The sequence below is a fragment of the Massilia atriviolacea genome (genome assembly GCF_003953935.1).
GTDB lineage: Bacteria > Pseudomonadota > Gammaproteobacteria > Burkholderiales > Burkholderiaceae_D > Telluria_A > Telluria_A atriviolacea.
Window position 1 is genome coordinate 245,048 of sequence record NZ_RXLQ01000006.1, and the last position, 13,372, is coordinate 258,419.

14 protein-coding genes are annotated in these 13,372 nt (G+C 65.0%); 4 read left to right on the plus strand and 10 right to left on the minus strand.

Features of this window, described 5'->3' with window-relative positions; genetic code table 11:
- Positions 1-5 precede the first annotated feature (5 nt).
- From EJB06_RS13430 to EJB06_RS13440, 3 genes are read left to right on the plus strand one after another with little or no spacing between them, the layout of a single operon-like run.
- The gene (locus EJB06_RS13430; RefSeq protein WP_126074526.1) at positions 6-884 is read left to right on the plus strand and encodes an ATP-binding protein; all 879 of its coding nucleotides are present in this window, start codon (positions 6-8) and stop codon (positions 882-884) included.
- Positions 881-1,291, plus strand: coding sequence for an NUDIX domain-containing protein (locus EJB06_RS13435; RefSeq protein WP_126074527.1), 411 nt, complete (start codon positions 881-883; stop codon positions 1,289-1,291). The genes EJB06_RS13430 and EJB06_RS13435 overlap by 4 nt, the downstream gene beginning before the upstream one ends.
- A 51-nt stretch (positions 1,292-1,342) precedes the next feature.
- On the plus strand, positions 1,343-2,599 hold the full coding sequence (locus EJB06_RS13440) for a D-amino acid dehydrogenase (protein ID WP_126074528.1): 1,257 nt from the start codon (positions 1,343-1,345) through the stop codon (positions 2,597-2,599).
- A gap of 7 nt (positions 2,600-2,606) precedes the next feature.
- Here EJB06_RS13440 and EJB06_RS13445 read toward each other — a convergent pair whose 3' ends face one another.
- The 5 genes from EJB06_RS13445 to EJB06_RS13465 all read right to left on the minus strand — a co-directional run bounded on the left by EJB06_RS13445 (position 2,607) and on the right by EJB06_RS13465 (position 6,383).
- Positions 2,607-3,734: a sensor histidine kinase gene (locus tag EJB06_RS13445; RefSeq protein ID WP_126074529.1), complete on the minus strand. Its 1,128-nt coding sequence runs from the start codon at positions 3,732-3,734 to the stop codon at positions 2,607-2,609.
- Between the two features lie 90 nt (positions 3,735-3,824).
- Positions 3,825-4,010, minus strand: coding sequence for a DNA gyrase inhibitor YacG (yacG, locus tag EJB06_RS13450; protein WP_126074530.1), 186 nt, complete (start codon positions 4,008-4,010; stop codon positions 3,825-3,827).
- 13 nt (positions 4,011-4,023) lie between these two features.
- Complete coding sequence (gene zapD, locus EJB06_RS13455) at positions 4,024-4,779, minus strand: cell division protein ZapD (protein WP_126074531.1); 756 nt, start codon at positions 4,777-4,779, stop codon at positions 4,024-4,026.
- Between the two features lie 79 nt (positions 4,780-4,858).
- Positions 4,859-5,491, minus strand: a complete 633-nt coding sequence (coaE, locus tag EJB06_RS13460; protein WP_126074532.1) for a dephospho-CoA kinase — start codon at positions 5,489-5,491, stop codon at positions 4,859-4,861.
- 1 nt (position 5,492) lies between these two features.
- A complete protein-coding gene (locus EJB06_RS13465) occupies positions 5,493-6,383 on the minus strand; it encodes a prepilin peptidase (protein ID WP_126074533.1) in 891 nt (296 codons plus the stop codon).
- Between the two features lie 186 nt (positions 6,384-6,569).
- Between EJB06_RS13465 and EJB06_RS13470 the strand changes: the two genes are divergently transcribed.
- Positions 6,570-7,661, plus strand: coding sequence for an acyltransferase family protein (locus tag EJB06_RS13470; RefSeq protein WP_126074534.1), 1,092 nt, complete (start codon positions 6,570-6,572; stop codon positions 7,659-7,661).
- A 65-nt stretch (positions 7,662-7,726) separates the two neighbouring features.
- On the opposite strand, the gene EJB06_RS13475 is transcribed toward EJB06_RS13470, so the two are convergent.
- The 5 genes from EJB06_RS13475 to uraH form a co-directional block, all read right to left on the minus strand.
- Positions 7,727-8,947, minus strand: coding sequence for a type II secretion system F family protein (locus EJB06_RS13475; RefSeq protein ID WP_126074535.1), 1,221 nt, complete (start codon positions 8,945-8,947; stop codon positions 7,727-7,729).
- An 11-nt stretch (positions 8,948-8,958) separates the two neighbouring features.
- Complete coding sequence (pilB, locus tag EJB06_RS13480) at positions 8,959-10,686, minus strand: type IV-A pilus assembly ATPase PilB (RefSeq protein WP_126074536.1); 1,728 nt, start codon at positions 10,684-10,686, stop codon at positions 8,959-8,961.
- Between the two features lie 223 nt (positions 10,687-10,909).
- The gene (locus EJB06_RS13485) at positions 10,910-12,190 is read right to left on the minus strand and encodes an HlyC/CorC family transporter (RefSeq protein ID WP_126074537.1); all 1,281 of its coding nucleotides are present in this window, start codon (positions 12,188-12,190) and stop codon (positions 10,910-10,912) included.
- A 165-nt stretch (positions 12,191-12,355) separates the two neighbouring features.
- A complete protein-coding gene (locus tag EJB06_RS13490) occupies positions 12,356-12,916 on the minus strand; it encodes an ATP-dependent Clp protease proteolytic subunit (RefSeq protein ID WP_126074538.1) in 561 nt (186 codons plus the stop codon).
- A 67-nt stretch (positions 12,917-12,983) separates the two neighbouring features.
- Positions 12,984-13,337 carry a hydroxyisourate hydrolase gene (gene uraH / locus EJB06_RS13495; protein ID WP_126074539.1) on the minus strand — a complete coding sequence of 118 codons (354 nt, stop codon included), beginning with the start codon at positions 13,335-13,337 and terminating at the stop codon, positions 12,984-12,986.
- Between the last annotated feature and the right edge of the window lie 35 nt (positions 13,338-13,372).

Below are 13,372 nucleotides of genomic sequence, written 5' to 3' on the forward strand. Positions count from 1 at the left end.
GCGCCTTGAGCACGCCACTCGAACAATTCCTGCGGCGCGCCGAGGCGCTGCTGCAGCGGGTCGAGGCAGTCCTGCCGCCGGCCCACCTGCGCACGCCCGACTGGCGTTCCGGCACCGCTTTCCGCTGGCGCAAACGCCCCGGCAGCAACGTCAATTACCTGCAGCCGGTGCTGCATGCGGCCACCATTGCGCTGTCGGACCTGCATAATGTGGGGCCGCAAAAGCAGCAGATCGAACGCAACACGCGCCAGTTCGTGCAGGGCCGCCCGGCCAACAACGTGCTGCTGACCGGCGCGCGCGGGACCGGCAAGTCGTCGCTGATCAAGGCTTGCCTGAACCAGTTCGCGGCCGACGGCCTGCGCCTGATCGAAGTCGACAAGGCCGACCTGGCCGAACTGCCCGACATCGTCGACCTGGTGGCCGGACGCCCTGAGCGCTTCATCATCTTCTGCGACGACCTCTCCTTCGAAGAAGGCGAGGCCGGGTACAAGGCGCTCAAGGTGGCGCTGGACGGCTCGATCGCGGCCCAGTCGGACAATGTGCTGATCTACGCCACCTCGAACCGGCGCCACCTGCTGCCGGAAAAAACCAGCGACAACGCCGGCTACAGGCACGGCGCCGACGGCGACCTGCATCCGGGCGAGACGGTGGAAGAGCGCATTTCGCTGTCCGAGCGCTTCGGCCTGTGGCTGTCGTTTTATCCGTTCAAGCAGGACGACTACCTCGACATCGCGGCGCACTGGCTGGCCAGTTTCGGCTGCACCGCGCAGCAGATCGAGGCGGCGCGTCCGGAAGCGCTGCAATGGGCCCTGCAGCGCGGTTCGCGTTCGGGCCGGGTGGCCTGGCAGTTCGCGCGCGACTACGCGGGAAGGCTGCCCGAATGAGCGAAGCGACAGGCAAGAAGCCGATCGATGTCGCGGTCGGCATTCTGATGAAACCGAATGGCGATGTGCTGCTCGGCCAGCGTCCGGCCGGCAAACCGTACCAGGGCTATTGGGAATTCCCGGGTGGGAAAGTGGAAAGCGGCGAAGCCATCCTCGACGCGCTCAAACGCGAATTCGTCGAGGAGCTTGGCGTTCATATCCTGAGCGCGAGCGCATGGTGCGGGGTCGAGCACGTGTACGAACACGCGCACGTGCGCCTGCATTTCTTCATCAGCCGCGAGTGGCAGGGCGAGCCGCAAAGCCTGGAGGGGCAGGCGTTTGCGTGGCAGGGCGCGGTGGGCGTGTCGCCCCTGCTGCCGGCCACCATTCCGCTGCTCGCATGCCTCGACCAGCTGCGCTACCCCTGAGTTTTTTCGTCCCTTGCCGCTCCGGCAAGCAAACGCACCGCAAGGAAGTCCGTGAAGATTATCGTGCTGGGTAGTGGCGTGGTCGGTACCACGTCGGCTTATTTTCTGGCCAGGGCCGGCCACGAAGTGACCGTCATCGAGCGCCAGGACGGCGCCGCGCTGGAAACGAGTTTCGCCAACGCCGGCGAAGTCTCGTCCGGCATGGCCGCACCCTGGGCCGCGCCCGGCATTCCGATGAAGGCGCTGCGCTGGCTGGCCATGCAACACAGCCCGCTGGTGATCCGCCCGTCCTTCGATCCGCGCATGTGGCGCTGGCTGTTCCAGATGCTGGGCAACTGCAATCCGGCCAGCTACGCCGTCAACAAGAGCCGCATGGTGCGCCTGGCCGAGTACAGCCGCGATGCGCTGATCGCGCTGCGCAAGGAGACCGGCATCGCCTACGACCATCGCAGCAAGGGCACCTTGCAGGTGTTCCGCAATCCGCGCCAGCTGGACGAGGCGCAGGGCGATATCGCGGTGCTCAAGCGCTACGGCGTGCCGCATGCGCTGCTCGACGCCATCGGCTGCGAAGCGGCGGAACCGGCGCTGGCGCGGGTGCGCGGCAAGATCGTCGGCGGCCTGCACCTGCCGGGCGACGAAACCGGCGACTGCTTCAAGTTCACCCAGGCGCTGGCGCGCATGGCGGCCGACCTGGGCGTGGTGTTCCGCAACCAGGTCGAGATCCGGCGCCTGCTGCACGCGGGCGAGGCCATCGAGGCGGTCGACACTTCGCTCGGGGAACTGAAGGCCGATGCCTTCGTGATGGCGCTGGGGAGTTATTCGCCGCTGATGCTGGCGCCGCTGGGGATCAGGATTCCGGTGTATCCGGTCAAGGGTTATTCGATCACGCTGCCGATCGTCGATGCGGCCAGCGCGCCCGAGTCGACCATCATGGAAGAGACCTACAAGGTCGGCATCACGCGCCTGGGCGAGCGCATCCGGGTCGGCGGGACGGCCGAACTGGCCGGCTACGACCTGCGCCTGCACGCGTCGCGCCGCGCCACCCTGGTGCACGCGGTGAGCGAGCTGTTTCCGGGCGGGGGCGACGTGGACAAGGCGAGCTTCTGGTGCGGCCTGCGGCCGATGACGCCGGACGGCACGCCGCTGATCGGGGCAACGCGCTACCGCAACCTGTTCCTCAATACCGGGCATGGCACGCTGGGCTGGACCATGTCCTGCGGTTCGGCGCGGGTGCTGGCCGACCTGGTGTCGGGCCGCCCGCCGGAGATCGATACCGAGGGGCTGTCGATGAGCCGCTACCGGGCCTGACGCCGTCTCAGGCCTTCGGCGTGCGCGGCAAATGCGCGGTGAAGGTGGTGCCGGTGCCGGCGCTGGAGGTCACCCTCAGGCTCCCGCCATGCGCCGCCGCGATTTCGCGCGCGACGAACAAACCCAGTCCCAGGCTGGTGCGCGGGCGTTCTTCGCTGTCGCCGTCGCCAGGCAACTGGATCAAGGGACTGAAAATGCTCTCCAGCGAGGCCGCCGGTATCACCGGGCCGTCGTTGGTCACGGCCACCGTCACCGCGTCCGGATGGGCGCGCGCTTCGATGCGCACGGCGGCGCCGCGCGTGCCGTACTGGGCGGCGTTGACCATCAGGTTGGTAAACAACTGGTGCAGGCGCACGGGATCGTACTGGCCCGCGAGGGCGGCGTCGGCCTCGAGCTCGAAGCGCGTGGCCGGATGCGTGGCATGGGCGTCTTCCATCGCCGCGCGGCACACCTCGCCGACGTCGGCCTCGCGCCGCACGGTCGGCATGCCGCCGCCGAGCTGGGTGCGGGTGTAGCCGATCAGGTCGTCGACCATGCTGCCCATCAGGCGCGCACCGCGCTTGACGCGCGCGCCGATCTCGCCGGCGTCGGCCGCCGTGCGGATGAGCAGCTCGCCCGCCATCGACATGCTCGACAGCGGCGCGCGCAGGTCGTGCCCGAGGATCGCCAGGAACAGTTCGCGCATGTGGTCCGCGCGCGCCGAGTAGGTCACCACCGACTCGGCCAGGGCCTGGTCGATGGCTTCGTTGAAGCGCACCATTTCGTCGGCCACGTCGGCCGTCATGCGCCGCACCTGCGGCAGCCACAGGCGCAGCACGGTGGCGCGCAGGGCGCGGAACTCGGCGCTCAGCTGGAGCAGGGAAAAATTGCTGGCCTGGCGCAGCGCGCCATGGATCGAGGCCGCGCTGTCGCCAGCGCTGGTGTCGGGCGCCAGGCCCTGCGACTTGGCGATCTGCTGCTGCGGATTCTGATGCGTTTCGATATCGAGCGCGATCGCCTGCAGGATCTGGCGCGCATGGTCGCGCAGCGCCAGGTCGCTCATCTGGCTGGCGGCGGGCAGCAAGGTCTGCGCGAAGCCTTCCCACTCGGTCAGGATGTCTTCCATGCGCTCGTTGATGAAACGGTCGAGTCTCATCGGATGGCCCGTCGTGTCGGCATGCTGTGTCATCCTTCGCAAGGTAGGCGGTCACCCATTGTAAGCGCTCGGCCGCGGCTGCGGCGAATGCTATTGCGGCAGATTATCGTCGTCCAGCAGGGGATCGGACGGGGCGGCGCCGGGAATGGTGTATTTTTCTTCGGCCCAGGCGCCCAGGTCGATCTGTTTGCAGCGCTCGGAACAGAAGGGACGGAACTTGTTGGCCTCGGTCCATTCGACTTTTTTGGCACAGGTGGGGCAGCTGACTACGGTCATGGCAACATCGATTTCAGAAATTACAGAGCGTGAGCTCGAACGGGACGTCTTCTTCCAGCGGCTTGGGCTTGAGATCCCCGCCCTGCGTGGTGAAACGCACCCACAGCATGTACTTGTTGGCGGAAATCTCGGGAATCGCCCCCATCGCCTCGTCCATGGTCAGGCGCAGCATCTGGTATACCTTACCCTGAAGCATTTGCTGATAACTGCCGGCGATGGCGATCATCTTGACCGGGCCGCCCGAGTCGCGCAGCAGGCGCAGCACCAGGGCCAGGGCGTCGAACAGGGGCGCCAGCGGGGCGAACCAGTTGACGATATCGTTGAAGCGCTGTTCGGCCGGGCGCTTTTGCCAGGCGTAGTAGGACGGCAGGTCGAATTCGCAGGCGCCGCCCGGAATGATGGTGCGGCCGCGAATGCTCATCAGCCATTCGTTGTCGCGCACGTTCTGGCCGGTCTTGCCCTGGGCCGCGACCAGCGCGGCGCTGACGGTTTCGACCTCGGCCAGGACGGCGTCGAGCATGTCGGCGGCCACGTTCGGATTGGACCGGTAGCTCAGCAAGCTTTGCTTCTGGCGTTCGAGTTCCTGCAGCAGGTCGCTCTTGAGATCGGCGCGGCCGGCCACTTCGAGCATGTCGAAAATGGTGGCCAGGGCGACGTGATGCTGCATTGCATGTTCCTGGTGCACAAAGAACTTGAACTTCTCATACAGGTCTTCCAGCCGCAACAACGTGCGTATGCGCTCGTTGAAAGGGTATTCGTAGACGATCAAAATGACATCCCTTTACATGGCAGGAGAAGAATCCCGTGATTCTGAACCAAGCGAGGCAAAATTACAAACGCCGCACCCCTTATCGTGCCATTCTCCCGGAAAATGCCAGATATTGTGCATGCAATAGAGCAATTTGCGCGTCGAGCGCTTCCAGGCTGCCATCGTTATGCAGCACGTCGTCGGCCGCGGCCAGCCGTTCGGCGCGGCTGGCCTGGGTAGCCATGATGGCGCGCACCTGGGCTTCGCTCATGGCGTTGCGGCGCATGACGCGGGCGATTTGCATTTCTTCAGGGCAATCGATGACCAGGACCCGGTCGACCCGCTCGCGCCAGCCGCCGGACTCGACCAGGAGCGGGACCACGTAGATCAGATAGCTGCCTGTCGCAACGGCGGCCGCGGCGGCGGTGGCGGCGCGGATGCGCGGGTGCAGGATCGCTTCCAGGCGCGCCTTGGCGGCCGCGTCGGAAAACACCAGTTCGCGCATGCGCACCCGGTCGAGGGCGCCGTCGGCGGTCACGAAGGCCGGGCCGAAGGCGTGCAGCAGGGCGTCCATGGCGGCGCCGCCGGGGGCGCTCAGGGCGTGCGCGATGACGTCGGTATCGATGATGCTCGCCCCCAGCGCGGCGAAGCGGTCCGACACCGCCGTCTTGCCGCAGCCGATGCCGCCGGTCAGGCCGACGCTGAATTTGCCGCCATGCGCCGCGCTACCCATGTTACTGGACCCAGTGCTTGACGACGACGTCGGTCACGCCGGCGATCTGCTTGCCGTAGACCAGGGCGATCAGGCCGGCCGCCGCCAGGTAAGGGCCGAAGGGAATCTTCACATTGCGCTCGCGCCCGCCGAACACGATCAGGCAGATGCCGACCACCGAACCGACCGCCGACGAGATCAGGATGATGCTCGGCAGCATGCTCCAGCCCATCCAGGCGCCCAGCGCCGCCAGCAGCTTGAAGTCGCCGTGGCCCATGCCGACCTGGCCGCGCAGCTTTTCGTACAAGGTTGCCACCGACCACAGCACCAGATAGCCGGCCACGGCGCCGATGACGGCGTCCTGCAGCGGCACGAAGCTGCCGTTAATATTGAGCAGGAGGCCGATCCACAGCAGCGGATAGGTCAGCTCGTCGGGCAGCAGCTGGGTGTCGGCGTCGATGAAGGTCATCGCGATCAGCAGGTAGAGGAAGACCAGGGTCGCCAGCCCGGCGTAGCCGCTGCCGAAGGTCCAGATCAGCAGGGCCGACAGCAGGCCGCTGGCCAGTTCGATGATCGGATACCGGGGAGAAATTTTGGCCTTGCAGCCTTTGCACTTGCCGCCCAGGACCAGGTAGCTGATCACCGGGATGTTTTCCAGCGCGCCGATCCGGTGCCCGCAATGGGGGCAGGCCGAGCGCGGCACCGCCAGGTTAAAGGTGTCGGTGTGCACCTGGCGGGTGCCGCAGCCGCAGCCGTACTCGCCGGCCAGGTAGTCGTTATAGTCGCGCTCCATCATCTTCGGGAGGCGGTAGATGACGACATTCAGGAAGCTGCCGACCAGCAGGCCGAACAGGCCGGCGACGAGGGCCGGTCCCAGGGAACCGGGGACGGCGAACAAGAAGGATTCCAGCATGATGCTCCACGTGATGAATTGATCAAGGCAGTTGTGTACAACAAGGCATTTTAGGGGGTTTCGCTCGCTTTGGGGGAGGCCGATGGGCTTCTGACCGGGCGCAAGGCCGATGTTGTCGCATTTGGACAGCCGACGGCGCCGCCCGCCCATACTGGACGCCTTGGCGCGTGCCGGATCGAGGCTGCTATGAATGCCAGACAGTACTACTTTCACCTGCTCGACGGCTTGCGCGGGATCGCCGCCCTGATCGTCATGTTTCGCCATACGGGCTACTTCTGGGGCGGCTGGACCATTCCGCAGAGTTACCTGGCGGTCGACCTGTTCTTCGTGCTCAGCGGCGTGGTGGTGGCCAACGCCTACGAGGCGCGCCTGCGCGCCGGCCTGGCCCCGGCCCGCTTCGCGCTGCTGCGCCTGATCCGCCTGTATCCGCTCTACCTGCTGGGCAGCCTGATCGGCCTGGTTCCGGTCGTGGCCGCGCTGCTGGGACTGGCGCCATCCTCACTCGCCTCGCCCCTGCCGCTGGTGTTGCTGGCGGCCGCGCTGCTGTTGCCGCTGGTGTCGGACCCGAATCTGTTTCCGCTCAATACCCCGGCCTGGTCGCTGTTTTTCGAGATGCTGGCCAACCTGGCGTATGCGGCCACGCTGCGCCACCTGCACTGCGCGCTGCTGGCGGCGCTCCTGCTGGCCTCGGCGCTGGGCCTGGCGCTGGCCTTGCAGGCGGCGCCCGAACAGGGCTTGCACGGCGGCTATTCGCCGGCCACCATGCTGCTCGGCCTGTGCCGGGTGGGCTACGGTTTTTTTGCCGGGGTGCTCTTGCTGCGCCATTTCAACAGCGCCCAAGGGCGGGCGTTGCGGCGCGGCGTGCGCGCCTGGCTGTGCGGCGCGCTGGTGCTGACCGGCGTGCTCGGCTTGCTGCTGGCGCGGCCGCCGGCGGCGCTGCGCCCCTGCTACGATCTGCTGGCGGTGACGATCGCCTTTCCGGCGCTGATTTACCTGGCGATGGGCTGCCGGGTGGCGGGGCGCGCGGCCGTCGCCTGCGCCGTGCTGGGCGCCATCTCGTATCCGCTGTATGTCCTGCATGTGCCGCTCGGGCGCCTGCTCAACGGCGCGCTGGGCCTGCTGCTGCCGCAGGCGCCGCCGTCGGCCATGCTGCTGGCCGGCCTGGCCTTCGCCGGCCTGCTGTTGCCGCTGTGCTGGCTGCTGGAGCGGCGCGTCGACGCGCCGCTGCGGCGCCGCCTGATGCGGATGGCCGGCGTCGCCCAAAAAAAATCGCAGTAGCGGCTTGCTGCGGGAGCAAGCGGCTACTGCGACGGGAGCGGATCGGCCCGTGGCGGGCCGGGCGGTTACACCACCGCGCCCAGTTTGAAGATCGGCAGGTACATGGCAACCACCAGGCCGCCGATGATCACGCCCAGGATCACCATGATCAGCGGTTCCATCAGCGAGGCCAGCGAAGCGACCGCCTCGTCGACCTCGTCTTCGAAGAAGCCGGCGACCTTGCCCAGCATCGAATCGAGCGCACCCGATTCTTCACCGATGGCCACCATCTGGGTGACGATCGGCGGGAACACGTTGGCATTTTGCATCGCCACGGTCAGGCTGGTACCGGTGCTGACCTCGTTCTGGATCTTCTTGGTCGCTTCCAGGTACAGGGCGTTGCCGGCCGCGCCGCCGACCGAGTCGAGCGCTTCGACCAGCGGCACGCCGGCCGCGAACATGGTGGCCAGGGTGCGGGTCCAGCGCGCGATCGCCGCCTTGCGGATCACGGGGCCGAAGATCGGTGCCTTGAGCAGGGTCAGGTCCATGAAGCGCTGCATCTTGAGCGAACGGCGCCAGGACTGGAAGAAGAAGTACAGGCCGGCGAACAGGGAGCCGAAAATCGCCCACCAGTATTCGACGAAGAAGTCCGAAATGTCCATCACGATCATGGTCGGCGTCGGCAGGTTGGCGCCGAAGCTTTCGAACACCTGCTTGAACGCCGGCACCACCCAGATCATGATGACGGCCGTGACCAGGAAGGCCACGCCCAGGATCGAGACCGGATAAATCATGGCCGACTTGATCTTGGCCTTGATGGCCAGGGTCTTTTCCTTGTAGATCGCCAGGCGCGTGAGCAAGTCTTCCAGGATACCGGCCTGTTCGCCGGCGCCGACCAGGTTGCAGAACAGCGGGTCGAAGTAGAGCGGATACTTGCGGAAAGCGTTGTTCAGGCTGGTACCGGTTTCGATATCGCCGCGCAGTTCCATGATCAGCTTGGACATCGAGGGATTCGAGTGACCCTTGCCGACGATGTCGAACGATTGCAGCAGCGGCACGCCGGCCTTCATCATCGTGGCCAGCTGGCGCGTGAACAGGGAAATATCCTTGTCGGTGATTTTCTTACCGCTGCGATAGCGTTTTTTCTTGACCTTGGTCACCATCACGCCCTGGCGCCGCAGGGTCACGTTGACGACGGCTTCGCCCCCGGCACGCAGTTCGCCGCGCACGGTCTTGCCAGTCTTGTCCTTGCCTTCCCAGGCATAGACCGACTCCTTGGTGGCGGTTTTGGTTTGAGCGAGTGCCATACAGTATTTTCCTATTCGTTGGTGCAGCCGAGAACTTCTTCAAGGCTGGTCAAGCCTTGTTTTACTTTCATCAGGCCGGAGCGGCGCAGGGATTTGACGCCCTCCGCTTCCGATTGCGCGGCAATTTCCATCGAATTGCCGTGCGCCAGGATGATTTTTTCGATCGCCGGGGTAATCGGCATGATCTGGTAGATACCGACCCGGCCCTTGTAGCCGCCGCCCGAGCAGCGGTCGCAGCCGACCGGGCCGTAGGGCTTCCAGCCGCCTTCCAGTTCCTCTTCCCGGAAGCCGGCCGCGAGCAGGATTTCGCGGCTGGTCTCGACCGGCTTCTTGCAGGTGCACAGGCGGCGCGCCAGGCGCTGGGCGGTGATCATGATCACCGAGGAAGCGATGTTAAAGGGCGCCACGCCCATGTTCATCAGGCGCGTCAGGGTCGATGGGGCATCGTTGGTGTGCAGGGTCGAGAACACCATGTGGCCGGTCTGCGCGGCCTTGATGGCGATGTCGGCCGTTTCCAGGTCGCGGATCTCGCCGACCATGATGATGTCCGGATCCTGGCGCAGGAAGGACTTGAGCGCGACCGGGAAGGTCAGGCCGGAGCGGTCGTTGATGTTGACCTGGTTCACGCCGGGCAGGTTGATCTCGGCCGGGTCTTCCGCGGTCGAAATATTGATGCCCGGTTTGTTGATCACGTTCAGGCAGGTGTACAGCGACACCGTCTTGCCGGAACCGGTCGGCCCGGTCACCAGCACCATGCCGTACGGGCGCTGGATCGCTTCGAGCAGCAATTCCTTCTGGTCCGGATCGTAGCCGAGCGCGTCGATGCCCATCTGGGCCTGGGTCGCGTCCAGGATACGCATGACGGTCTTTTCGCCGAACAGGGTGGGGCAGGTGCTGACCCGGAAGTCGATCGCCTTGGTGGGCGACAGGATCAGGCGCATGCGGCCATCCTGCGGCACGCGCTTTTCGGAGATGTCGAGCTTGGAGAGCACCTTGATGCGCGAGACCAGCTTGTCGCGGATGGTGATCGGCGGCTGGGCGTGCTCCTTGAGCATGCCGTCCACGCGCAGGCGGATGCGGTAGAATTTTTCGAACGGCTCGAAGTGGATATCGGACGCGCCCAGGTTGATCGCGTCCATCAGGATCTTGTTGAGGAACTTGACGATCGGCGCGTCTTCGATCTCGGCCGCGCCCTGGTCGATCACCGTGGACGGCGCGTCTTCCTCGCCGAACTGGATTTCTTCCTGGTCGCCCACCATGTCGTTGATGCTCTGCTCGGCGTTGCGGCCCAGGTTGGACAGCAGGTTCAGCAGCACGTCGTGCAGCACGATCACCGGCTCGACCGAGGCTTCGCTCTGGAACTTGATCTGGTCGAGCGCCTGGATATTGGTGGGGTCGGAAATCGCGACCGACATCTTGTTGCCGCGCTTGGCCAGGGCGATCACGCGCTGGCTCTGCATCAGCTTGGCGTCGATGGCGTTGGCCGGCAAGGCATCCAGGTTAAAGCTCTGCAAATCCATCAGCGGGTAGCCGAAGGTTTCCGCGCAAAACGCGGCCAGGGTGCGCGCGTCGAAGGTGCCGGTCAGCAGCAGGGTGTCGATGAAAGGGCTCTTGTCCGCCAGCGATTTTTTATGCAGCGAATCGGCTTGCTGCGCACTCAGGCGGCCAGCTTGCATCAGGGCGCGGGCCAGGCCCGGCATCGGGGTTCCGGGGGTGGTATTCGGGAGGACTGCAGCCATATGCGCGCGTGGTTTAAATAGTACGGGGAACGACAAAGCGCCGTCCAGTGGTGACTGTTGCGGCGAACTGCCTTGGATCATGCCTCCGAGCATCACATTTGTAAAGTGTTTGCTGCATGGGGGAGGCAACCATACCACGTAGCCAAAATGGAACGTTCTTTTGCCTTTTGGAACTTCTGTGGTTGGAGTGAAATTGTTGGTGACAGTCTGATCAGGAGCAGGCTCAACGCACCGGCGGCCGGGTCAGCTTGACCGTCCTGATCGCCTGGTTTTGCACCTGGATGACTTCGATCGCCACATTGCCGATTTTCAGGCTGATCGGGGCTTCGGGAATCTCCTGCAATTGCTCCAGCATCAGGCCGTTGACTGTCTTGGGACCGTCCAGCGGGAAGGCCAGCCCCAGCCGCTTGTTGATCTCGCGCAGGGGCGCCGTGCCCTCCAGTAAACACTCGCCGCGCGCATCCCAGCAGAAGTGTTCGCCGAGCGCCGCGCCCGGCACCGAGGTGGTGAAGTCGCCGATCATTTCTTCGATGATATCGTCGAGCGTGACCAGGCCCTGCACTTCGCCGTACTCGTCGACAATGATGCCGAGGCGCTCCTTGTTTTCCTGGAAATATTGCAACTGTGTAAAGGCACTCGTCTCCTGCGGAATGAAGTAAGGGGCGGTCAGCAGGCTGCGGAAGTGATCGATGGTCAATTCCTCTTCCTCGTTGAGCAGGGCGATCGCATGGCGCACGTGCAGGATGCCGATGATGCGGTTGATCTCGCCTTCATAGACGGGCAGCTTGTTGTGGTAGCAGGCGCTCAGCTGGGCCTTGAGTCCGGCGACCGGCACGGCCAGGTTGAGCGCCTCGATCTGGGCGCGCGGGGTCATGATGTCTTCGATCGAAATGGTATCGAGGTCGAACAGGTTGAGCAGGATGCTCTTGTGCTTTTGCGGGATGAAATTGCCGCCTTCGAGCACGATGGCGCGCAGTTCGTCGGGCGAGACGCGGTGGCGGGCGGCGCTGTCGGCCGGCTTGACGCGCAAAATCGTCAGGAACAGGCGCACGAACAGGTTGACGAACCAGATCAGCGGCCTGGCCACCGCCATCAGCGGCTTGAGCAGGGCGCTGGCGACCAGCGAAATGGTTTCTGGATAGGTGGCGCCGATGAACTTGGGCGCGATTTCCGCGAACACGATCAGCACGAACACCAGCAGGGCGATGGCGACCGCGATGACGCTCTCTTCATAGCCGAACAGCAGGATCGCGATCGCGGTCGCCAGCACCGTCGCCATGGCGTTGACCAGGGTATTGGCGATCAGGATCAGCGAGAGCAGCTTGTCGGTGCGCTCCAGCAGCCACAGGGTGGTGATGGCGCCGCGATGGCCGCGCTTGGCCAGGCTGCGCAGGCGGAATCGGTTGGCGGCCATGAGCGCCGTTTCCGCCATGGCGAAAAAGGCCGAACACAGGATCAGGAAGACCAGCGCGGCGACAAGCACCCAGGGTGACACGGTATCCAAGGGTCAGCGTGCGGCAGCGGTAGGAGAACAGGGGAGCATCTTGCGTGGGCCAAGCCCAGAATGGTGGGTCGCCGGAACGGCAACCGCAGAGCTGCTGATTTTAAGTCAAGCCAGGTCCCGGTGCAAGTTTGACCAGCATTATGTGCGGCAACCATGCGCCCCGCATCAGCCGTTCCACCAGTGCGAGGTGGTCCCCGCGCCCGGCAGGCGCGCCTGCACCGCTTGATGGATGATGCCGGCCTGCAGCGCCTGGGTAGCGTCGTAGATGCGCGCGCTGCCGAACAGATTGGTGCGGATATCGTCCTGCACCCCGGCCGCCCTGGTCGCTTCCTCGAAGATGCAGGCATAGCGCTCGGCGTCGAAATCGAGGCAGTCGCGCCACTCGCTCACGCGCGAATGGTCGGCCGCGACCAGGCTGCCGAAGCCCCAGTGCAGGGGATGGACCAGGAAGCGCGTGCCGGGACAGGCGTAGCGCTTGCCGCCGGCTAGGAAAATCACCACGCCGACCGATTCCACGCTGCCGATGTTATGGGTGGTCAGCGGCAGCGGCAGGGACTTGAGGAAGAAGTACAGCGCGAAGCCGGCGGTCATATTGCCGCCTTCGGTCGACATATGCAGTTCGATCTCGCTGGCGCCGCTCTGCAGGGCTTGCAGGCAGAGATTGCGGATGGTGCACACCGCGCTGTGATTGATGGGGCCGATAAAGTGAACGATGTGCAGCGACATTTTCTCTCCCGAAGCTCTCAGCCCAAGAATAGCAAGTTTTTGCCGGCTGCACGTTTTCCTTGGCGGCTCAGCTGCCCCGGTAGGTCGAATACGACCACGGCGTCACCACCAGCGGCACGTGGTAATTCTGGCTCGGGTCGGCGATGCCGAAGGCCAGGGTGACCTGGTCGATGAAGCGCGGTTCGGGCAGCGCCACGCCCTGGGCGGCAAAATAATCGCCGGCGGCAAACACCAGCTCGTAGCGTCCGGCCTGCATGGCCTCGCCTTCGAGCAGGGGCGTGTCGACGCGGCCGTCGCGGTTGGTGGTGACCGTCTTGAGCAGGGTGCGCGCGCCGCTGCCGAGCGCGTACAGTTCGACCACCACCCCGGCGCCGGGTTTGCCCTGGGTTGTGTCGAGCACGTGCGTACTAAGTTTTCCCATAGTCCATCCTATATGTTGAAAATGAGGCAGGTTAT

What these genes read in the sequence shown, in the direction of transcription:
- EJB06_RS13435 (WP_126074527.1), top strand. Translation starts at nt 881, where the DNA reads ATGAGCGAAGCGACAGGCAAGAAGCCGATCGATGTCGCGGTCGGCATT.
- EJB06_RS13445 (WP_126074529.1), bottom strand. Translation starts at nt 3,734, where the DNA reads ATGAGACTCGACCGTTTCATCAACGAGCGCATGGAAGACATCCTGACC.
- yacG (WP_126074530.1), bottom strand. Translation starts at nt 4,010, where the DNA reads ATGACCGTAGTCAGCTGCCCCACCTGTGCCAAAAAAGTCGAATGGACC.
- coaE (WP_126074532.1), bottom strand. Translation starts at nt 5,491, where the DNA reads ATGGGTAGCGCGGCGCATGGCGGCAAATTCAGCGTCGGCCTGACCGGC.
- EJB06_RS13465 (WP_126074533.1), bottom strand. Translation starts at nt 6,383, where the DNA reads ATGCTGGAATCCTTCTTGTTCGCCGTCCCCGGTTCCCTGGGACCGGCC.
- EJB06_RS13470 (WP_126074534.1), top strand. Translation starts at nt 6,570, where the DNA reads ATGAATGCCAGACAGTACTACTTTCACCTGCTCGACGGCTTGCGCGGG.
- EJB06_RS13475 (WP_126074535.1), bottom strand. Translation starts at nt 8,947, where the DNA reads ATGGCACTCGCTCAAACCAAAACCGCCACCAAGGAGTCGGTCTATGCC.
- pilB (WP_126074536.1), bottom strand. Translation starts at nt 10,686, where the DNA reads ATGGCTGCAGTCCTCCCGAATACCACCCCCGGAACCCCGATGCCGGGC.
- EJB06_RS13490 (WP_126074538.1), bottom strand. Translation starts at nt 12,916, where the DNA reads ATGTCGCTGCACATCGTTCACTTTATCGGCCCCATCAATCACAGCGCG.
- uraH (WP_126074539.1), bottom strand. Translation starts at nt 13,337, where the DNA reads ATGGGAAAACTTAGTACGCACGTGCTCGACACAACCCAGGGCAAACCC.